Annotated in this window: 18 protein-coding genes and 1 pseudogene; 16 read left to right on the top strand and 3 right to left on the bottom strand. The window is 70.3% G+C overall.

Annotated features, from left to right (window positions below):
• The 3 genes from pdxA to EPAKOI_RS02130 are packed head-to-tail and all read right to left on the bottom strand — an operon-like array spanning nucleotide 1 to nucleotide 5,046.
• Nucleotides 1–1,065: a 4-hydroxythreonine-4-phosphate dehydrogenase PdxA gene (gene pdxA, locus EPAKOI_RS02140; protein ID WP_124682408.1), complete on the bottom strand. Its 1,065-nt coding sequence runs from the start codon at nucleotides 1,063–1,065 to the stop codon at nucleotides 1–3.
• Nucleotides 1,066–1,083: 18 nt separating this feature from the next.
• Nucleotides 1,084–2,556 carry a peptidylprolyl isomerase gene (locus EPAKOI_RS02135; RefSeq protein WP_423192842.1) on the bottom strand — a complete coding sequence of 491 codons (1,473 nt, stop codon included), beginning with the start codon at nucleotides 2,554–2,556 and terminating at the stop codon, nucleotides 1,084–1,086.
• Nucleotides 2,557–2,565: 9 nt separating this feature from the next.
• Nucleotides 2,566–5,046 carry an LPS-assembly protein LptD gene (locus tag EPAKOI_RS02130; protein WP_423192841.1) on the bottom strand — a complete coding sequence of 827 codons (2,481 nt, stop codon included), beginning with the start codon at nucleotides 5,044–5,046 and terminating at the stop codon, nucleotides 2,566–2,568.
• Between the two features lie 180 nt (nucleotides 5,047–5,226).
• Here EPAKOI_RS02130 and EPAKOI_RS02125 point away from each other — a divergent pair, with 180 nt between their 5' ends.
• From EPAKOI_RS02125 to EPAKOI_RS02050, 16 genes and pseudogenes are all read left to right on the top strand, one after another.
• The gene (locus EPAKOI_RS02125; protein WP_313837725.1) at nucleotides 5,227–6,285 is read left to right on the top strand and encodes an aminoglycoside phosphotransferase family protein; all 1,059 of its coding nucleotides are present in this window, start codon (nucleotides 5,227–5,229) and stop codon (nucleotides 6,283–6,285) included.
• 87 nt (nucleotides 6,286–6,372) lie between these two features.
• Nucleotides 6,373–7,048, top strand: a pseudogene (locus tag EPAKOI_RS02120) (AzlC family ABC transporter permease).
• On the top strand, nucleotides 7,045–7,368 hold the full coding sequence (locus EPAKOI_RS02115) for an AzlD domain-containing protein (RefSeq protein ID WP_423192840.1): 324 nt from the start codon (nucleotides 7,045–7,047) through the stop codon (nucleotides 7,366–7,368). The pseudogene EPAKOI_RS02120 and the gene EPAKOI_RS02115 overlap by 4 nt, the downstream one beginning before the upstream one ends.
• On the top strand, nucleotides 7,365–8,075 hold the full coding sequence (gene murU, locus EPAKOI_RS02110) for an N-acetylmuramate alpha-1-phosphate uridylyltransferase MurU (protein ID WP_423192839.1): 711 nt from the start codon (nucleotides 7,365–7,367) through the stop codon (nucleotides 8,073–8,075). Before EPAKOI_RS02115 ends, murU begins: the two co-directional genes overlap by 4 nt.
• 117 nt (nucleotides 8,076–8,192) lie before the next feature.
• Nucleotides 8,193–9,590, top strand: a complete 1,398-nt coding sequence (locus EPAKOI_RS02105; RefSeq protein ID WP_423192838.1) for an aminopeptidase P N-terminal domain-containing protein — start codon at nucleotides 8,193–8,195, stop codon at nucleotides 9,588–9,590.
• Complete coding sequence (locus EPAKOI_RS02100; RefSeq protein ID WP_313837722.1) at nucleotides 9,587–10,060, top strand: hypothetical protein; 474 nt, start codon at nucleotides 9,587–9,589, stop codon at nucleotides 10,058–10,060. Before EPAKOI_RS02105 ends, EPAKOI_RS02100 begins: the two co-directional genes overlap by 4 nt.
• Nucleotides 10,038–11,327 (top strand): UbiH/UbiF/VisC/COQ6 family ubiquinone biosynthesis hydroxylase, encoded by a 1,290-nt coding sequence (locus EPAKOI_RS02095; RefSeq protein WP_423192837.1) that lies wholly within the window; start codon nucleotides 10,038–10,040, stop codon nucleotides 11,325–11,327. The genes EPAKOI_RS02100 and EPAKOI_RS02095 overlap by 23 nt, the downstream gene beginning before the upstream one ends.
• Before the next feature lie 185 nt (nucleotides 11,328–11,512).
• Nucleotides 11,513–12,577, top strand: a complete 1,065-nt coding sequence (dusB, locus tag EPAKOI_RS02090) for a tRNA dihydrouridine synthase DusB (RefSeq protein ID WP_423192836.1) — start codon at nucleotides 11,513–11,515, stop codon at nucleotides 12,575–12,577.
• Nucleotides 12,574–12,807 carry a Fis family transcriptional regulator gene (locus EPAKOI_RS02085; RefSeq protein ID WP_061954782.1) on the top strand — a complete coding sequence of 78 codons (234 nt, stop codon included), beginning with the start codon at nucleotides 12,574–12,576 and terminating at the stop codon, nucleotides 12,805–12,807. The genes dusB and EPAKOI_RS02085 overlap by 4 nt, the downstream gene beginning before the upstream one ends.
• 16 nt (nucleotides 12,808–12,823) lie before the next feature.
• Nucleotides 12,824–14,398 (top strand): bifunctional phosphoribosylaminoimidazolecarboxamide formyltransferase/IMP cyclohydrolase, encoded by a 1,575-nt coding sequence (gene purH / locus EPAKOI_RS02080; protein WP_124682419.1) that lies wholly within the window; start codon nucleotides 12,824–12,826, stop codon nucleotides 14,396–14,398.
• Between the two features lie 18 nt (nucleotides 14,399–14,416).
• Complete coding sequence (ruvC, locus tag EPAKOI_RS02075; protein ID WP_124682420.1) at nucleotides 14,417–14,962, top strand: crossover junction endodeoxyribonuclease RuvC; 546 nt, start codon at nucleotides 14,417–14,419, stop codon at nucleotides 14,960–14,962.
• Nucleotides 14,963–15,070: 108 nt separating this feature from the next.
• Nucleotides 15,071–16,237 carry a glycerophosphodiester phosphodiesterase gene (locus tag EPAKOI_RS02070; RefSeq protein WP_124682421.1) on the top strand — a complete coding sequence of 389 codons (1,167 nt, stop codon included), beginning with the start codon at nucleotides 15,071–15,073 and terminating at the stop codon, nucleotides 16,235–16,237.
• 73 nt (nucleotides 16,238–16,310) lie between these two features.
• Nucleotides 16,311–16,889 carry a Holliday junction branch migration protein RuvA gene (gene ruvA / locus EPAKOI_RS02065; RefSeq protein ID WP_313837720.1) on the top strand — a complete coding sequence of 193 codons (579 nt, stop codon included), beginning with the start codon at nucleotides 16,311–16,313 and terminating at the stop codon, nucleotides 16,887–16,889.
• A 49-nt stretch (nucleotides 16,890–16,938) separates the two neighbouring features.
• Nucleotides 16,939–18,006, top strand: coding sequence for a Holliday junction branch migration DNA helicase RuvB (ruvB, locus tag EPAKOI_RS02060; protein ID WP_313837719.1), 1,068 nt, complete (start codon nucleotides 16,939–16,941; stop codon nucleotides 18,004–18,006).
• A gap of 138 nt (nucleotides 18,007–18,144) precedes the next feature.
• Nucleotides 18,145–18,735, top strand: coding sequence for a hypothetical protein (locus EPAKOI_RS02055; RefSeq protein WP_423192835.1), 591 nt, complete (start codon nucleotides 18,145–18,147; stop codon nucleotides 18,733–18,735).
• Nucleotides 18,736–18,784: 49 nt separating this feature from the next.
• Entirely contained in the window at nucleotides 18,785–19,372 is a 588-nt protein-coding gene (locus EPAKOI_RS02050; RefSeq protein ID WP_124682425.1) for a BPSL1445 family SYLF domain-containing lipoprotein, read from the top strand.
• Nucleotides 19,373–19,405 lie beyond the last annotated feature (33 nt).

The following is a 19,405-nucleotide window of genomic DNA, read 5'->3' as shown; positions in this document are numbered from 1 at the left end:
TCAGTGGCGGCCGTTGGCGGACGCGCCGTTGCCGTGGCGTCCGCTGGCGTGGCCAGCCATCAAAGTGGCGCACCGGATGGCCTCGATCATGCTGCCGTGCTCGGCCCGGCCGCTGCCGGCCAGGTCGAGCGCGGTGCCGTGGTCCACCGATGTGCGGATAAAGGGCAGGCCCAGCGTGACATTGACGCCGTGGCCGAAGGTGCCGTACTTGAGCGGCGCCAGTCCCTGGTCATGGTACATCGCCAGCACGCAGTCGGCATCGCGCAGGTGGCGCGGCTGGAACAGCGTGTCGGCGGGATAGGGGCCGCGCGCGTCGATGCCGGCGTCGACGGCCAGCGCCAGCGCGGGCGAGATGATGTCGATTTCCTCGCGGCCCATGTGGCCGGACTCGCCGGCATGCGGGTTGAGCCCGGTCACCAGGATGCGCGGCCGCGCGATGCCGAAGTGGCGCCGCAGGTCGTGGTCGACGATGGTCAGCGTTTCCAGCAGCATCGGCACGGCCAGCGCGTCGGGCACCGCGCGCAGCGGCAGGTGCGTGGTGGCCAGCGCCACGCGCAGCATCGCGTTGTCATGCGCGGGCTGCGGGCCGGCCAGCATCATCACCACGCGCGGCACGGCGGCCCGCTCGGCCAGGTATTCGGTATGGCCCGTGAACGGCACGCCGGCGTCGTTGATCGTGCTCTTCTGCACCGGCGCGGTGACCATGGCGGCATAGCGGCCGTCGCGCAGCCCGTCGATGGCGGCATCGAGCAGCGCCAGCACGTAGCGGCCGTTGCGCGCGTCGAGCTGGCCGGGCGCGCAGGGCACGCCCAGCGCGACGTCTTCCACCACCACCTGGCCGTCGGCGATGCGCCGCTGCCACGCGTGCGCCACGCCCAGCGCCTGGGCGCGCTGCGCCAGCAGGCGCGCGTCCCCGATCACATGGAACCGGTAGTGCCCCTGCCCCATGCCGTTGCCGGTGCCCACGAGCTGCAGCAGGGCACCGATCGTGATGTCGGGGCCAATGCCGGCGGGTTCGCCGGTCGTGATGGCTAGCGCGAGGGGAGCGGGTGCAGGGTCGGGCATGGCAGGCTGGCCGGCGCGTCAGCGCTGGCGGTTGATCCGGTATTCCACGTAGGCCGCGCTGCGGAGCTGGCGCACCCAGTCATCATAGGCGGCGCGCAGCTTCTGCTCGCGGACTTCCTGGCGGGCGAAGTCGCGCTGCTTCTCGGCCGATACCTCGGTCTCGCGGCGGTTTTCCACCTGGATCAGGTGCACGCCGAACTGCGTGACCACGGGCTCGGAGATCTCGCCCGGACGCAGGCGGTTCATGGCCTGCTCGAACTCGGGCACCAGTTCGCCTGGCGACACCCAGCCCAGCTCGCCGCCCTGCTGGGACGAGCCGTCCTGCGAGTAGCGCCGCGCCGCATCGGCGAAATCGGTGCCGTGGGTCAGGCGGTCGCGCAGCGTGGTCATCTGCCGGCGGGCTTCGGCCTCGGGCATGTTCGGGCCGGTGCGGATCAGGATGTGACGCACCTGCGTCTGCGTGATGCGGTCGCTGGCGGCCTGCTGGGCCGGCGCGCCGGTGCGCTTGGCGGCCAGCTTCAGCACGTGGAAGCCGTTGGCCGATTCCACCACGTCCGGCACCACGCCGCCCGGCTGCAGGTCGACGATGGCGTTGGCGAACAGCGCCGGCAGGCGGCCAATTTCGCGGAAGCCGATCGCGCCGCCCTGCGCCGCCTCGGGCGCGTCGGAATTCGACCGCGCCAGCTCGGCAAAGTCGGCACCGCCCTGCGCCTGCTTGAGCAGGCCCTGGGCCTTGGCCTTCAACTGGGCCTTCTGGGCTTCGGAGGCGTCCTCCGGCACGCGCACCAGGATCTGCTGCACGTTGTACTCGGTGGGCCCCGTGGCGGCCGACTGCCCGCTGCGGGCGGCCAGGTAGTTGTCGATCTCGCCGTCGTAGACCTGCACCTTCGAATCGACCTCGCGCTCGCGCAGGCGGATCACCTGCACCTGCTTGCGCAGTTCGTCGCGGTACTTGGACCACGTCATGCCGCTGGCTTCCACGCGGCGGCGCAGCTCGGTGGCGGACATCTTGTTCTGCTGCGCGACCGATTCGATCGCGCGATCCACTTCCTGGTCGGTCACCTTGATGCCGGCGTCCTGGGCGGCCTGCGTCTGCACGCGGTCCATCACCAGCCGCTCCAGCACCTCGCCCAGCAGGTCGGGCCGCTCGGGCACCGGACGGTTGGACGCGCGGAGCTGGCTCTCGACCTCGTCGGCCCGGTCAAGCAGCTCGCGCCGCGTGATCACGCTGTTGTTGACGATGGCCACCACCTCGTCCACCAACTGCGAGCGCTTCTGCGCCGGCTGCGGCACGCCGAGCTGCGGCTGGCTCGGCGCCACCGTGGACGACGACGGCGACCCGCCCGGCATGAAGATGCCCTGCGTGCGGCCGGACCCCGGGGCGCGGAGCTGCGCGGCGGCCGGTGCGGCCAGCGTGACCAGCACCGCGGAGAGCAGCAGTTGCTGCCACGAGTTCAGGCGGAACATTACCGAAAAAGCTTGACGTTTCATCTTGGTCCGTCATTCATAGTGATCGTACGGGGACGTGGGCACCGGCCGCGCGGTCACGGGCTCGTAGCCCGGCACGTTCAGGCGCAGCATGTCCAGCGGATTCGAGCCAACCTTCGACAGGCCGCGGAATTCCACCTGCAGGAACACCCGTCCGGTATAGCCGTTGGTCGTGTTGCGGAAGCGCTGGTAGACGAAGCGGCCCACCCAGCAGTCCGCCGCGTATTCGAAGCCGGCCAGCGCGTCCACAAGCTGGCTGGCCGACTGGTCGTACGCCACGCGGCCGATACCGTAGACGCGCTGCGTGATCGGCCACTGGCCCGAGACCTCGAACTGGTCGATGGCCGTGTTGTCGGTGACCGACGTCGGACGGCGGTAGCGATAGCCCATGTTGAGCAGCTTGCGCGAGTCCGGCCGCCACTGGAACGCCACGTTCGAGTAGTTGACGCGGTTTTCGTCGGGATTCCACTGGATGCCCGCGTCCAGGTAGTAGCCGCGGAAAAGCTGGATCGTCGTGGCCGCCAGCAGGTCGGAATACGACGGCTTGGTGTCGTTCAGCGTGCCGCTGATCTGCACGCGCTGGCCGGTGAAGTCCACGCGCTGCGCGATCGTGCCGCGGAAGCGCTCCACGCCGGTCTCGGACTCGATCAGGCGCGTGGTCAGGCCCGCGGTCAGCTTGTTGTTGTCGGCAATCCGGTCCGCGCCGCTGAACGGGTTTTCCGTGAAAATCTGGCCGTAGCTGAAGTCGGACTGCGCCGTATCGAACAGCGGGAACTGGCTCTGGTCGCGGAACGGCGTGTAGACGTAGAACAGGCGCGGCTCCAGCGTCTGCGTGTAGTTCACGCCGAACAGCCGGCTGATGCCGGGCGCCTCGCGCTCGAAGGTCATGCCCGAATCCAGGCTGACCGTCGGGATCGTGCGGCTCAGCGTGTTGGGCGCCCCGGCCGTGTTCGTGCCGGCGTCCATGTTGTACTGGGCCGCGTTGAAGATGACCTTCGGCGTCACATACCAGCCCGGCCGGATGATCGGGTAGCTGATGGTCGGCTGGAAGTACGCGCGGTTGCCTTCCGGCTGCTGGAACCCCGTGGACGTCAGCGGGATCTTGAAGCGCGTGTAGTCGGTGTCGATGGCGATGTCGAAGCCGCCTACGTCGTACTTCGTGTACTTCGCATTGAGCTGCGGCTCGCGCTCGTACGAGGGCTCGCTGGGCCGCAGCGTCTGGAATTTCAGGACCTGCGCCAGGAACGTGAAGTCGCCCCAGTTGTAGGTCACCCCGCCCTGCTGCGTGTACTGGCGCAGCGTGGACTGCGAGACGCTGCGCGTCAGGTCGTCCGGATACTGGTCGTCCGACACCTTGCTGACGTTGGCGAACGCCGTCATGCCGGGGATGATCCGCTGCGTGTGCTGGATCGAGTAGGCCCAGCGGTCGCGGTCGGCCTTCTTGTCGTCGGGCAGGATTTCCGCCCGGATGCGGCCGCTGTAGCCGTCGCCCAGGTACCGGTAGTCGCCGCCGAGCTGCAGGCCGCGCGACGACAGGATGCGCGGGAACAGCGTCAGGTCGCGGTTCGGTGCCAGGTTGAAGTAGTACGGCACCGTGATGTCGGCGCCGGACTTGGAACTGTAGCCAAACAGCGGCGGCAGCACGCCGCTGCGGCGCTCGCTGTTCAGCGGGAACGAGAACGCCGGCGCGCCGGCCACGGGCACGCCGAAGAAGTGCAGCACGCCGCCATAGGCGACGCCCACTTCGCGGTCGCTGTCCAGGTCGAGCTTGCGGGCGCTGAAGTACCAGTCCGCGTTGTCGGGCGAGCAGGTCGTATAGCTCGCCTTCTTGAGCGTGCTGCGGTCGGGATCGATGAAGTCGATCCGCTCCGCACTGCCCGAGCCGCCGGTCTGCTGGAAATAGTAGTCCGGCGACAGCATGTAGCCTTCGTTGGCCTGCACGCGCAGCTTGGCCTCGGGGCCCACCGCCAGCGTGCCGCTCTTGGACATCCGCACATTGCCCGTGGCATGGGCCTCGTCGGTGTCCTGGTCATAGGTCAGCTTGTCGCCCTTGACCACGCCGCCGTCGCGGCGCAGTTCGGCGTTGCCTTCCAGTTCGACGCCCTTCTCGTTGTAGCCCGTCATGCGGTCGCCCGACACGTAGGCCGGCGCATTCGGGTTCGACGGCGTCGACGCGGGCGCCACGCCCAGCGTGTTGCTGCTGGCGGTACCTGGCCGGCGCGGCGGCTCGGTCAGGCTTGGTACCAGTTCGCCCGCCTCGGGCGGCGGGGGCGGAGGCTCGACCACCTCGGTGACGACGGGCTCCACCATCTCGATGTTGGGAATCGCCGACGCGCCGCCGTACTGGGCGTGCGCGTTGACCGAGAGGCCGGCCATGGCCAGCACGAGCGGCCGCAAGGCCGAGGCATGCGCAAGGGCGCGCCGGGGCTGGCCCTGGCGCGCAGGCGGTCGGGTGGCCGTTGAATGCGGCGATCGTCGTTGTTGTTCGGTCATGCAAACGGTTGTCGGTCGGCTCGGCGGCGGGCGCGGCGCGGGACGCCGCATGGCGGCTCCCAACGGCCCCCAGCCCAATGCCAGAGCGGGCTGCGGGGCGACAAAGGCCCCTCCCGGGGGCCACCCGGCGCCCGGGTCTGGTCGGGTATTATACGGGGCATCGTATTCTCCCTTTCCGGCATGGCAGCACTCAATGACGACCCGGGCCACGACCCGCGTATCGAACAACTGAAATCGTGGGTAGCCGGGCTCGGCGCGGCGTGGTCGATCGACCCGTCTTCCTGCGCGCCGGCTTCGGCCGACGCCAGCTTCCGCCGCTACTTCCGCGTGCGCACCGGCCATCCGGCCCATCCGACCGCCATCGTGATGGACGCCCCGCCCGCGCACGAGGACTGCCGCCCGTTCATCCACGTGGCCCGGCTGTTCGGCGATGCCGGCGTGACGGTGCCCACCGTGCTGGCGCAGGACCTCGACCAGGGGTTCCTGCTGCTGGCCGACCTGGGCAGCCAGACCTACCTGTCGCGCCTGGACGAGGCCTCCGCCCGCCCGCTGTACGAGGACGCCGCCGCCGCGCTGGTCCGCATCCAGCTCGCCACGCGCCCCGGCGAGCTGCCGGCCTACGACCGCGCGCTGCTGCAGCGCGAGCTGGACCTGTTCCCGCAGTGGTACGTGGCCCGCCATCTGGGCGCCACGCTGGACGACCGCCAGCAGGCCGACCTGCGCGAAGTCTTCGACACCATCCTGGCCAACAACCTGGCCCAGCCCCAGGTCTACGTTCACCGCGACTATCACTCGCGCAACCTGATGGTCCTGCCCGAAGGCGCCAGCGTGGGCGCCAACCCCGGCATCCTGGACTTCCAGGACGCCGTGATCGGGCCGATCACCTACGACGCCGTGTCGCTGTGGCGCGACGCCTATATCGAGTGGGAAGAAGAGCAGCAGCTCGACTGGCTGATACGCTACTGGGAACGCGCCCGCAAGGCCGGCCTGCCCGTGGCGGCCGATTTTGGCGATTTCTACCGCGATTTCGAGTGGATGGGCCTGCAACGCCACCTGAAGGTGCTTGGCATCTTCGCGCGGCTGTACCACCGCGACGGCAAGGACGGCTACCTGGCCAACCTGCCGCTGGTGCTCAAGTACACGCGCAGCGTGGCCGGCCGCTATTCCGAAATGCGCAAGCTGGTGCGGCTGCTGGACGCGCTGGAAGGCACCGAGCGCCCCACCGGCCTCACGTTCTGAACCGTGCCGACGCCCCCTGACTCCGCCGCAGACCCCGCCATCACCCGCCGTGGCGAGTGGTGGGCCGGCGTGCGCGCGCTGGCGCCGATGCTGCTCGGCGTGGTGCCGTTCGGCCTGATCTATGGCGTGCTGGCGGTCAACGCCGGCATGCCGGCCTGGCTGGCCTGCGCGATGAGCGCCATCGTCTTCGGCGGCGCGTCGCAGATGATCCTGACCCAGCTCTGGTCGGCCGGCACGCCGGCGCTGGTCATCGCGTTCACCGTGGCGATGGTCAACCTGCGGCACGCGCTCTATTCGGCCACGATCGCGCCGTCGCTGGCGCCGCTGGAAGGCGCTGGTGGCCTACCTGCTGACCGACGAGGCCTTCGCCGCCATGACGCGCCGGCTGGGCGATACCGGCCCCCGCGCGCGCTATCGCCACTGGTTCTACTTCGGCGCCGGCGTCTCGCTGTGGACGAGCTGGCAGGTGTCGACGCTGGCCGGCGTGCTGGTGGGCGCCCAGGTGCCGCGCGACTGGCCGCTCGACTTCTTCCTGCCGCTGACGTTCGTCGCGATCATCGTGCCCAACCTCAAGCATCGCGCCCACGTGGCCGCCGCGCTGGTGGCCACGGCGCTGGCCGTGGTGTGCTACGCCATGCCGCACAAGCTCGGGATCATGGTGGCGGCGCTGGGCGGCATCGCGGCGGGCATGCTGCTGCTGCGGGGGCACCCCCGTGGCGGCCAGCGAGCGCCCCGCGCCGACGGCAAGGAGCACGCGGCATGAGTTCCCTGACCTTGCTCTGGGTGTTCCTGGGCGCGGGCCTGGCCACCTACCTGATCCGCCTGTCGTTCATCGCCGTCGAAGGCCGCGTGCACCTGCCGCCGTGGTTCCGCACGGCGTTGCAGTTCGTGCCGGCCGCGATGCTGTCCGCGCTGATCGCGCCGGACCTGCTGATGCGCGACGGCGCGGTGTACCTGAGCCCCTACAACGCGCGGCTGGTGGCCGGCCTGGTCGCCATCGTGATCGCCGCGCGCACGCGCAGCGTCGGCTGGACCATTGCCGGCGGCATGGCCACGCTGATCGCCCTGGAGTCCCTGCTTTGAAAGCGATGATCTTTGCCGCCGGGCGCGGCGACCGCATGCGCCCGCTGACCGACACCACGCCCAAGCCGCTGCTGGCCGTGGGCGGCAAGCCTCTGATCGTCTGGCAGATCGAGGCGCTGGCCCGCGCGGGGCTGTCCGATATCGTCATCAACCATGCGTGGCTGGGCGACCGGCTCGAAGCGGCGCTGGGCGACGGCCGCCAGTTTGGCGTGCGCCTGCACTGGTCGGCGGAAGGCACGGCGCTGGAGACGGCGGGCGGCATCGCGCAGGCGCTGCCGCTGCTGACCGCCGGCGCGGGCGACGACGTCTTCCTGGCCGTATCCGGCGACATCTTCTGCGATTTCGACTACGCGTCGCTGCTGCCGCGCGCGCGCAGGATGGCCGGCGCGGCGCGGCCGCAGATGCACCTCGTGATGGTGCCGAATCCCGACTTCCACCCGCGCGGCGACTTCGTGCTCGGCGACGACGGCCAGCTGCACCTGCCCGACGCCAGCCAGCCGGGCCAGGCGCTGACGTTCGGCAACATCGGCCTCTACGACACGCGGCTGTTCCGCGACATCGCGCCGGGGCAGAAGGTGGCCATGTCGCCGTACTACCGCGCTGCGATCGGGGCCGGCACCGCCACCGGCGAGCGCTTCGACGGCCGCTGGGAAAACGTCGGCACGCCGGCCCAGCTGGCCGCGCTGGACCGCGCCCTGCGGGCCTGACGCCCGCGCCCGCCGCCCCGCCAAGCGGCCTACTGTGCGCCCGTTGCGGCGCATGGCGTGCCCGCACCGCCGGCCGGCGGGTTTAGAATCGGCACATTCCCCTCACCGGCCTGCCTCATGTCCGCACCCGATTCCGCTCTCCTTGGCGCGTGCCGCGACCGCCGTGCCCGCGTGCTGCAACAGTTGCGCGCCACCGGCGGTGGCGTGGCGATCGTGCCCACCGCGCCGGAAGCCATGCGCAACCGCGACAGCGACTACCCGTACCGGCACGACAGCTATTTCTATTACCTGACCGGCTTCACTGAACCCGAGGCCGTGCTGGTGCTCGTGGCCGGCGCGCCGGGCGAAGGCGGCGACCGCAGCATCCTGTTCTGCCGCCCCAGGCACGAGGAACGCGAGATCTGGGACGGCTTCCGCTTCGGCCCCGAAGGCGCCCGCGCGACGTTCGGCTTCGACGAGGCCCATTCCGTCGAGGACATCGACAAGCTGCTGCCCCCGCTGCTGGCCAACTGCGCCCAGCTGGCCTACCCGCTGGCCGCCACCGCCACCATCGACGCCGACGTGCGCCGCTGGATCGATGGCGTGCGCATGCAGGGCCGCGCCGGCGTCTCGTCGCCGTCGGTGGCGATGGACGTGCGCACGCTGCTCGACGAAATGCGGCTGTTCAAGGACGCCGGCGAGCTGGCGACGATGCGCCGCGCGGCCGAGATCTCGGCGCAGGCCCACGTGCGCGCCATGCGCGCGACGCGCGCCGGGCTGCGCGAGTACCACCTGGAAGCCGAACTGCTGTACGAATTCCGCCGCCATGGCGCCCAGAGCGTGGCCTATAACTCGATCGTGGCCGGCGGGGCCAATGCCTGCGTGCTGCACTACCGCGCCGGCCCCGGCGAACTGCGCGACGGCGACCTGTGCCTGATCGACGCCGGCTGCGAGCTGGACGGCTATGCGTCTGACATCACGCGCACGTTCCCGGTCTCGGGCCGCTTCTCGCCGGCCCAGCGCGAGCTGTACGACCTGGTGCTGGCCGCGCAGGACGCCGCCATCGCCGAGACCCGCGCCGGCGTGCCGTACAACGTGCCGCACGACGCCGCGGTGAAGGTGCTGGCGCAGGGCATGCTCGACACGGGCCTGCTGGACCGCAACAAGGAAGGCACGCTCGACGACGTGCTGGCCAGCGGCAGCTACCGCCGCTTCTACATGCACCGCACCGGCCACTGGCTTGGCATGGACGTGCACGACGTGGGCGAATACCGCGTGCCCGGCCCGCTGCCGGCCGGCCACGAGGGCGAGCGCCCGTGGCGGCCGCTGGAACCCGGCATGGTGCTGACGATCGAGCCGGGCATCTACGTGCGGCCGGCCGAAGACGTGCCCGAGCGCTACTGGCATATCGGCATCCGCATCGAGGATGACGCCGTGGTGAGCGCGGGCGAATGCGAACTGATCACGCGCGGCGTGCCTGTGAAGGCCGACGAGATCGAGGCACTGATGCGCGGCAACGGAGGAGCGGCGCGATGAAGGCGTTGTTGAGCAAGCTGTTTGGCGTGGGCGTGCCGAAGCACCGGAGCACGGTGCATCCCGTGGATCCGAACCAGCCGTTCGTGGTGAATCTCCATGACGACCGCCTGGTCGTGCATCGCCCGGACGGCCAGCGCGAAGAACTGGCGTGGGACGCGCTGGAGCGCGTGGTGGTGCGCGTGTCCGACCGCGCGCCATGGACCGGCACGCCGTGGCTGATCCTGGCCGGCGACGCGCAGAGCCAGCAGGGCTGCGTGGTGCCGATGACCGCCGCCAACCACGACGCGCTGCTGCGGCGCCTGCAGGCGCTGCCGGGCTTCCACCAGCAGAAGCTCGACAACGCGATGCGCGACGCGGCCGCGGGCAAGGCCCGCACCGACGCCAACCTCTGGAAGCGCGGCGAAGCCCCGGCGGCCGACGCCGCCCCGGCGCACGAGGAGCCCGACCATGACACAGCCGGCCAACGCTGACACCCTCGGTACCCTGGGCACCCCTGGCACCAGCCACGGCGAGCCGCACGACGTGGCCATCGTCGGCGGCGGCCCGGTGGGGCTGGCGCTGGCCTGCCAGTTGCTGCGCACCACGCCATGGCGCATCGTGCTCATCGATGCCGCCACGCCGGCCCGCGCCGCGCGCGACCCGCGCGCCATCGCGCTGTCGCACGGCAGCCGCCAGTTGCTGGAGCAGATTGGCGCGTGGCCCGTGCCGGCGCAGCCGATCGAGCACATCCACGTGTCGCAGCGCGGCCGCTTTGGCCATGTGAAGCTTCATCACGACGACTACGGCGTGCCCGCGCTGGGCCACGTGGTCAAGTACGGCGACCTGTGCCTGGCGCTGGAACGCGCGCTGGCGCGGGCGGCCGACGCCGCGCCCGGCCGGCTGGAACGCGCGTTCGAGACCCGCATCGACGATCTCGACCAGGGCAGCGGCGACGATGCGCGCGCACGCCAGCCCGGCGCCGTGGTCCGGCTGACCGGCGTGTCGCACGCCGACCATGAGGGCCTGCCCGTGGCCTTTGCGGCCCGCATCGCCGTGCAGGCCGAAGGCGGGCTGTTCCACCAGCAGGCGCAGCGCCTGTCGCGCGGCACCGATCCGGCGCGCCGCCGCGACTACGGCCAGACGGCGATCATCGGCCACGTCACGTGCACGCAACCGCTGCCGGGCTGGGCCTGGGAACGGTTCACCGACGAGGGCCCGCTGGCGCTGCTGCCGCACGAGGACCATGGTGTCACCGGCTACGCGCTGGTCTGGTGCTGCGCGCCGGAGCAGGCGCAGCGGCGGCTGGCACTGCCGGACGATCTGTTTGCCGATGAACTGGGCCGCGCCTTCGGCACGCGCATGGGCCGCTTCACGCTGGTGGGCAAGCGCCACGGGTTTCCGCTGGGCCTGAACGCGGCACCGGTCACGGTGCAGCACCGGGTGGTGGCCGTCGGCAATGCGGCGCAGACGCTACATCCGGTGGCCGGCCAGGGCCTGAACCTGGGCCTGCGCGACGCCTTCGCGCTGGCCGATTCCCTGCGCGCCGGCTGCACGCCGCAGGCGTTGCAGGCCTTTGCGGGCCGCCACCGCCTGGACCGCGCGATGACGATCGGCATCACCGACCTGCTGCCGCGCGTGTTTGGCGTGGGCGGGCCGCTGGCGGCCCATGCGCGCGGGGCGTCGCTGGCGGCGCTGGCCTGCGTGGCGCCGCTCAAGCACGCGCTGGCGCGGCAGATGATGTTCGGCGCCCGGCGCTAGCCGGCCGGATCAAGGTGCCGGGGCGTGCCGCCGCCCCCGCTCCATGATATTTGCTCATTTATTGGGCAACCGTACCGGTTTGGCGGTAAAATCCCGGCCTCGCATACGACCCCCGGCGCCGTTTGCCGGATTGCCGGCACCAGCCGGGCTTTCCTTTTTCGCTTCTTTCGCAACGCGCCGCCACCGTGCAGATCGGTCCCCACACGCTCCGCAACAACCTCTTTGTCGCCCCGATGGCCGGGGTGACGGACCGCCCGTTCCGCCAGCTCTGCAAGCAGCTCGGCGCCGGCTACGCAGTGTCCGAGATGGTCGCGTCGAACGCCCAGCTGTGGAAAAGCGAAAAGACCATGCGGCGTGCCAATCACACGGGCGAGGTCGAGCCGATCTCGGTACAGATTGCCGGCGCCGAGCCGTCGATGATGGCCGAGGCGGCGCGCTACAACGTCGACCGCGGCGCGCAGATCATCGACATCAACATGGGCTGCCCGGCCAAGAAGGTCTGCAACGTGGCGGCCGGGTCGGCGCTGCTGCAGAACGAACCGCTCGTGGTGCGGATCGTCGAGGCCGTGGTGGGCGCCGTGGGCGACCGCGTGCCCGTGACGCTGAAGATCCGCACCGGCTGGGACCGCGAGCACAAGAACGCGCTGCGCGTGGCGCGCATGGCCCAGGACGCCGGCATCAGCATGCTGACGATCCACGGCCGCACCCGCGCCGACCTGTACCACGGCGAGGCCGAGTACGAGACCATTGCCGCGGTCAAGGCGGCGCTGCGCATCCCCGTGGTGGCCAACGGCGACATCACGTCGCCGCAGAAGGCGCGCCACGTGCTGCAGGTGACCGGCGCCGACGCCATCATGATCGGCCGCGCCGCCCAGGGGCGCCCGTGGCTGTTCCGCGAAATCGAGCACTTCCTGAAGACGGGCGAGCTGCTGCCGTCGCCCGAGGTGGCCGAGATCCGCGCGATCATGAACCACCACCTGGCCGACCACTACGCGTTCTACGGCGAGTTCACCGGCGTGCGCACCGCGCGCAAGCACATCGCCTGGTACACGCGTGGGCTCAAGGGCGCGAACCTGTTCCGCCACCGGATGAACACGCTGGAAACCACGGACGCGCAGCTTGAGGCCGTGAATGCGTTCTTCGACGAGCAGGCGGCCATCTCGGACCGCCTGGTCTACGTCGACGACGCCGCGCCGGACGCACAAGACAACATCGACAACAACAAGAAACGGGAACTGCTTGCCGCATGAGCCGCAACGCCATCGACCAATGTATCCGGGACAGCCTGGATACCTACTTTCGCGACCTGGACGGCGAAGTGCCGTCCAACATGTACAACATGGTGCTGGAGGCCGTGGAGCGGCCGCTGCTGGAAGCCGTGATGGTGCGCGCCGAGCGCAACCAGTCGCTGGCGGCCGCGTACCTGGGCATCAACCGCAACACCCTTCGCAAGAAGCTGCAGCAACACGGATTACTTTGACGCGTTCCCCCAAGCCATGATCAAGCAAGCACTCCTTTCCGTCTCCGACAAGACCGGCATCGTCGACTTCGCGCGCGAACTGAACGCGCTCGGCGTGACGCTGCTTTCCACCGGCGGCACCGCCAAACTGCTGGCCGACGCCGGGCTGCCGGTCACGGAAGTGGCCGACTACACCGGCTTTCCCGAAATGCTGGACGGCCGCGTCAAGACGCTGCACCCGAAGGTGCACGGCGGCATCCTGGCCCGCCGCGACCTGCCCGAGCACATGGCCGCGCTGGCCGAGCACAAGATCCCGACGATCGACCTGCTGGTGGTCAACCTGTACCCGTTCCAGCAGACCGTGGCCAAGGACGACTGCACGCTGCCCGACGCCATCGAGAACATCGACATCGGCGGCCCCACCATGCTGCGCTCGGCGGCCAAGAACCACCGCGACGTGACCGTGATCGTCGATCCGGCCGACTACGCCGTGGTGCTGGACGAAATGCGCGCCAACGGCAACGCCGTGGGCTACGACACGAACTTCCGCCTGGCGACCAAGGTCTTCGCGCACACGGCCCAGTACGACGGCGCGATCACCAACTACCTGACCAGCCTGGGCAGCGACAAGTCGCACCAGGGCCGCAGCAGCTACCCGCAGACGCTGAACCTGGCCTTCGAGAAGGTGCAGGAAATGCGCTACGGCGAGAACCCGCACCAGTCGGCCGCGTTCTACCGCGACCTGAAGGCCGTGGACGGCGCGCTGGCCAACTACGTGCAACTGCAGGGCAAGGAACTGTCGTACAACAACATCGCCGACGCCGATGCGGCCTGGGAGTGCGTGAAGTCGTTCGAGGCGGCAGCCGGCGCGGCCTGCGTGATCATCAAGCACGCCAACCCGTGCGGCGTGGCGGTGGGCGCCAACGCGCTGGAAGCGTACGAAAAGGCGTTCAAGACCGACTCGACCTCGGCCTTCGGCGGCATCATCGCGTTCAACGTCGAGCTGGACGAGGCGGCCGCCCAGGCCGTGGCGAAGCAGTTTGTCGAAGTGCTGATTGCCCCGTCGTTCAGCACCGCCGCGCGCAACGTGTTCGCGGCCAAGCAGAACGTGCGCCTGCTGGAGATTCCGCTGGGCGGCGGCGTGAACCAGTTCGACCTGAAGCGCGTGGGCGGCGGCCTGCTGGTGCAGGGCCCGGACGCGCGCAACGTGCAGCCGTCCGAGCTGCGCGTGGTGACGCGCCGCCACCCGACGCCCAAGGAAATGGACGACCTGATGTTCGCGTGGCGCGTGGCCAAGTTCGTCAAGTCGAACGCCATCGTGTTCTGCGGCAACGGCATGACGCTGGGCGTGGGCGCGGGCCAGATGAGCCGCGTGGATTCGGCCCGCATCGCCAGCATCAAGGCCCAGAACGCCGGGCTGTCGCTGGCCGGCTCGGCCGTGGCGTCGGACGCGTTCTTCCCGTTCCGTGACGGCCTGGACGTGGTGGTGGACGCCGGCGCCACGGTCGTGATCCAGCCGGGCGGCTCGATGCGCGACGACGAGGTGATTGCCGCGGCCGACGAGCGCGGCATCGCCATGGTGCTGACCGGAACGCGGCACTTCCGGCATTAAGCCGGCGCCCGCCGCTTCATGCGCATCCTCGGCATCGACCCCGGCCTGCGGACCACCGGCTTTGGCGTGCTGGAGAAGCACGGCAGCAAGCTGGCGTACGTGGCGTCGGGCACCATCCGCAGCAATGGCGACGAAAGCCTGCCACAGCGGCTGAAGACGCTTTACGACGGCATTGCCGAGGTGGCGCGCACCTACGCGCCCGACTGCGCGGCCATCGAGAAGGTGTTCGTCAACGTCAACCCGCAGTCCACGCTGATGCTGGGCCAGGCGCGCGGCGCCGCCATCTGCGGCCTGGTGGGCCAGGGGCTGACGGTGCACGAGTACACCGCGCTGCAGCTCAAGGTGGCCGTGGTCGGCTACGGCCGGGCCAACAAGGAACAGGTGCAGGAGATGGTGATGCGGCTGCTGTCGCTGTCCGGCCGCCCCAGCTCCGACGCGGCCGACGCGCTGGGCGTGGCAATCTGCCACGCCAACGGCGGCGACACGCTCGGCACGCTCGCCGGCATGGCGCCGGACCTGGCCCGCAAGGGGCTGCGCGTCCGGCGCGGCCGCCTGATCGGCTGATCGGCTGATCGGCCAATGCGCTTCGGCGGACCGCCCGTCCGCCGCCCTCTCCTCCCCCGCCCGGCTCGCTTAGAATTTGCGTTCGAGATCCCGCCAGGAACGCCCCCGATGCCGCACGCCCTTGCCCGCCGTCTTTCCCTTGCCGCCGCCACTGCCACGCTGATCGCGGGCTGCGCCACGCCGCCGCGCGCGCCGGTGGCTCCGGCGCCGCCGGCCGCGCAGGCCCCGGCGCCGGCCGCGACGGCCCGCCCGCCGGCCCCGCCCGCGCTGGTCATCGGCCACCGGGGCGCCAGCGCGCTGCGGCCCGAGCACACGCTGGCGTCGTACCAGAAGGCCATCGACGACGGCGCCGACATCATCGAGCCCGACCTGGTGGCCACGCGCGACGGCGTGCTCGTGGCGCGGCACGAGAACAATATCACCGGCACCACCAACGTGGCCGAGGTGCCCGAGTTTGCGGGCCGGCGCCGCATCAAGGTCATCGACGGCGAACGCATCGACGGCTGGTTCACCGAGGACTTCACGCTGGCCGAGCTGAAGACGCTGCGCGCCCGCGAGCGCATTCCGAACCTGCGGCCCTACAACGCCAAGCTGAACGACCAGTTCGAGATTCCCACGCTCGACGAGATCCTGAAGCTGGCCGAACAGGCGTCTGCCCGGCGCGGCAGCCGCGTCGGCATCTATCCCGAACTGAAGCACCCGAGCTACTTCCGCGGCATCGGCCTGCCGCTGGAGGAAAAGCTGGCCGCCGCGCTGCAGCACAGCAGCTACGCCCGCACCGCGCCCGTCTACGTGCAGTCGTTCGAGGTGGGCCCGCTGCGCACGATGAAGCGGCTGCTGGGCGCGTCGATGCCCAACGTGCGGATCGTGCAGTTGCTGGGCAGCGCCCAGGGCCGCCCCGCCGACTGGCGCCTGGCCGGCGACAGCCGCACCTATGCGTCGATGCTGACCCCGCTGGGCCTGCGCGAGGTGGCCACCTACGCCAACGGCATTGGCCCCGAGAAAAGCCTGGTGATCCCGCGCGACCATGCCGGCGGCCTGGGCGCGCCCACGGCGCTGGTGGCCAACGCCCACGCGGCCGGGCTGACCGTCCATCCGTACACGTTCCGCCCCGAGAACAGCTTCCTGCCCCGGCCGCTGCGCGCGCCGGGCGGCGACGCCACGCGCAGCCCGGACGGCATGGTGCGCGAGGTGCAGGCGTTCATCGCGGCCGGCGTGGATGGCTTCTTCACCGACGACCCGGCCCTGGGCCGCCGCGCGGTGGACGGGCGCTGACCGGGCCATTGCGGCGCCCTGCGTTGCACGCGGCCGCGCTACACTGGCGCGCAATTCATCCTTCGCACCCATCATGATCGGACGCATCGCCGGCACCCTGCTCGAAAAGAACCCTCCGCACCTGCTCGTGGACTGCCACGGCGTGGGCTACGAGATCGCTGTGCCGATGAGCACGTTCTACAACCTGCCGGCCGTGGGCCATCCCGTGACGCTGCTCACGCAGCAGATCGTCCGCGAGGACGCCCACCTGCTGTTCGGCTTCGGCAGCGCCACCGAGCGCAACACGTTCCGCGAGCTGATCAAGATCACCGGCATCGGCGCGCGGATGGCGCTGGCGGTGCTGTCCGGGCTGTCCGTGGCGGAACTGGCGCAGGCCGTGACGATGCAGGAAGCGGGCCGGCTGACCAAGATCCCCGGCATCGGCAAGAAAACGGCCGAGCGGCTGCTGCTGGAGCTGAAGGGCAAGCTGGGCGCCGAGCTGGGCCACGCGCCGGGCACCACACCGGCGCCGGACAGCGCCGACATCCTGAACGCGCTGCTGGCGCTGGGCTACTCCGAGAAGGAAGCCACGCTTGCCATCAAGCAGGTGCCGGCCGGCACCGGCGTGTCCGAGGGCATCAAGCTGGCGCTCAAGGCGCTGTCGAAGGGCTAGGACGCGGCCCATGGCGGGTAGAATGGCACCATCCCGCCTGTGACCCGCCATGATAGAAACCGACAAGCTGACTGGTGACCGCCCGCCCGAGCGCGTCATCGCCGCCACGCCCGCCTCCACCCAGGAGGAAGCCTTCGAACGCGCGCTGCGGCCCAAGCTGCTGGACGAGTACGTGGGCCAGGAAAAGGTGCGCGGCCAGCTCGACATCTTCATGCACGCGGCCCGCAAGCGCCGCGAGGCGCTGGACCACGTGCTGCTGTTCGGGCCGCCCGGCCTGGGCAAGACCACGCTGGCGCACATCATCGCGCGCGAGATGGGCGTGAACCTGCGCCAGACGTCCGGCCCGGTGCTGGAACGGCCCGGCGACCTGGCCGCGCTGCTGACCAACCTCGAAGCCAACGACGTCCTGTTCATCGACGAGATCCACCGGCTGTCGCCCGTGGTCGAGGAAATCCTGTACCCGGCGCTGGAGGACTACCAGATCGACATCATGATCGGCGAAGGCCCGGCGGCCCGCTCGGTCAAGCTGGACCTGCAGCCGTTCACGCTGGTGGGGGCCACCACGCGCGCCGGCATGCTGACCAACCCGCTGCGCGACCGGTTCGGCATCGTGGCGCGGCTGGAGTTCTACACGCCCGACGAACTGGCGCGCATCGTGGCGCGGTCTGCGCACCTGCTCAACGCGGCCATCGACCCGGCCGGCGCGCTGGAGATTGCCCGCCGGGCGCGCGGCACGCCCCGGATTGCCAACCGGCTGCTGCGCCGCGTGCGCGACTACGCCGAGGTCAAGGGCGACGGCACCATCACGCGCGATCTGGCCGACAAGGCGCTGGCGATGCTGGATGTCGACACGGTCGGCTTCGACCTGATGGACCGCAAGCTGCTGGAGGCCGTGCTGCACAAGTTCGACGGCGGCCCGGTGGGCGTGGACAACCTGGCGGCCGCCATTGGCGAGGCGCGCGACACGATCGAGGACGTGCTGGAGCCTTATTTGATCCAGCAGGGTTACCTGCAGCGCACCCCGCGCGGGCGCGTGGCCACGGCCGCCGCGTACCGTCATTTCGGCCTGGCCACGCCCCGGTCGGACGCCGGCGGCGACATGTTCGACGCCCCCTAGCCCGCCATCGCGGGCCGTCAATTAAACGTTTTCTCAGGGCCTGCAAATTTTTTCGAAGTGGATTGCCCGCCTATGGCGGGTTGTCCACAATGGCTGCATCCTTTTTACAAAACGCGCCTACGCGCCTTAAGGACTGCCATGAAACTGCGAGCCAGAACCGCCCTTTCCGCCGCCGCCTGCCTGATGTTCGTCTGGGCCGGCGCCGCCCATGCGCAAAAGCCGTCGACGCCCGCGCCGATCGGCGTGGCCGAAGAGGCCGTGGTCAGCGGCAAGGTGGTCGACATCGACGCCTCGACCAACGCGGTGCTGGTGCAGGGCCCGCGCGGCAACCTGGTGGAGATCGTGGCCGGCGACGAGGCCAAGAACATCGGCAACGTCCGGAAGGGCGACATCGTCACGCTGACGCGCGGCGCCGCCATCGTGGCCGCGCTGGAGCCGATCGGCAGCAAGGACACGGCGCTGATGGAACAGGTGGAGCGCGTGTCGCGCGCGCCCGAGGGCGGCAAGCCCGGCGTGATGCGCGAGATCACCACGACCATCACCGCGCAGATCACCAACGTCGACACGGCCCGCCGCACCGTCACGTTCCGCGGCCCGCGCGAGACGCTGCGCACCGTCAAGGTCCAGGACCCGAACATCGACCTGGCATCGATCAAGAAGGGCCAGATGGCCAAGTTCGTGATCAAGGAAGTGGTGGCGATCACGGTCAAGGCGCCGGCCGCCGGCTGAGCCGCCTCCCCCCTCCCTCTGACGCAGCACCTATTCCAGGAGACGACAAATGGATCGACGTCAGTTCGTGACCCGCGTGGCCGGGTCGGGCCTGCTGGTGGCCACGGCCGCCTTTGCGGCCGGCTGTACGACCACCGGCACGGGCGCCGGCACCGATGCGGCGGCCAAGCGCAAGGAAATCGACGCCGGCGCGGACGGCGCGCTGAACCGGCTCTATGCGTCGGTGAAGAACGCCCAGGAACTGGGCAACCGCGCGCAGGGCATCCTGATTTTCCCGCGCGTGCTGTCCGGCGGGCTGGTGGTGGGTGGCGAGTACGGCGACGGGGCGCTGCGCAGCAAGGGCGCCACGCAGGGCTACTACCGGACCATCGCCGGGTCGATCGGCCTGACCGCCGGCGGCCAGTCGCGCTCGGTCATCATCATGTTCATGACGCCCGACGCGTACAACAAGTTCGTGCAGTCCAAGGGCTGGACCGTGGGCGCCGACGCCAGCGTGGCGCTGGCCAAGGTGGGCGCCAACGGCATGGTCGACACGGTCACGGCCCAGCAGCCGGTGATCGCCTTCGTGCAGACCAACGCCGGCCTGATGGTCGATGTGTCGCTGAACGGCGCCAAGATCAGCAAGCTGGACCTGTAGCGGTTCGATGGTGCCGCCCCGCCGCCGGGGTGG

It is taken from the genome of Cupriavidus sp. H18C2, assembly GCF_049393795.1.
Lineage (GTDB): Bacteria > Pseudomonadota > Gammaproteobacteria > Burkholderiales > Burkholderiaceae > Cupriavidus > Cupriavidus pauculus_C.
Note: the sequence above shows the minus strand (reverse complement) of the source record. Positions and strands in the feature narration are given on the sequence as shown.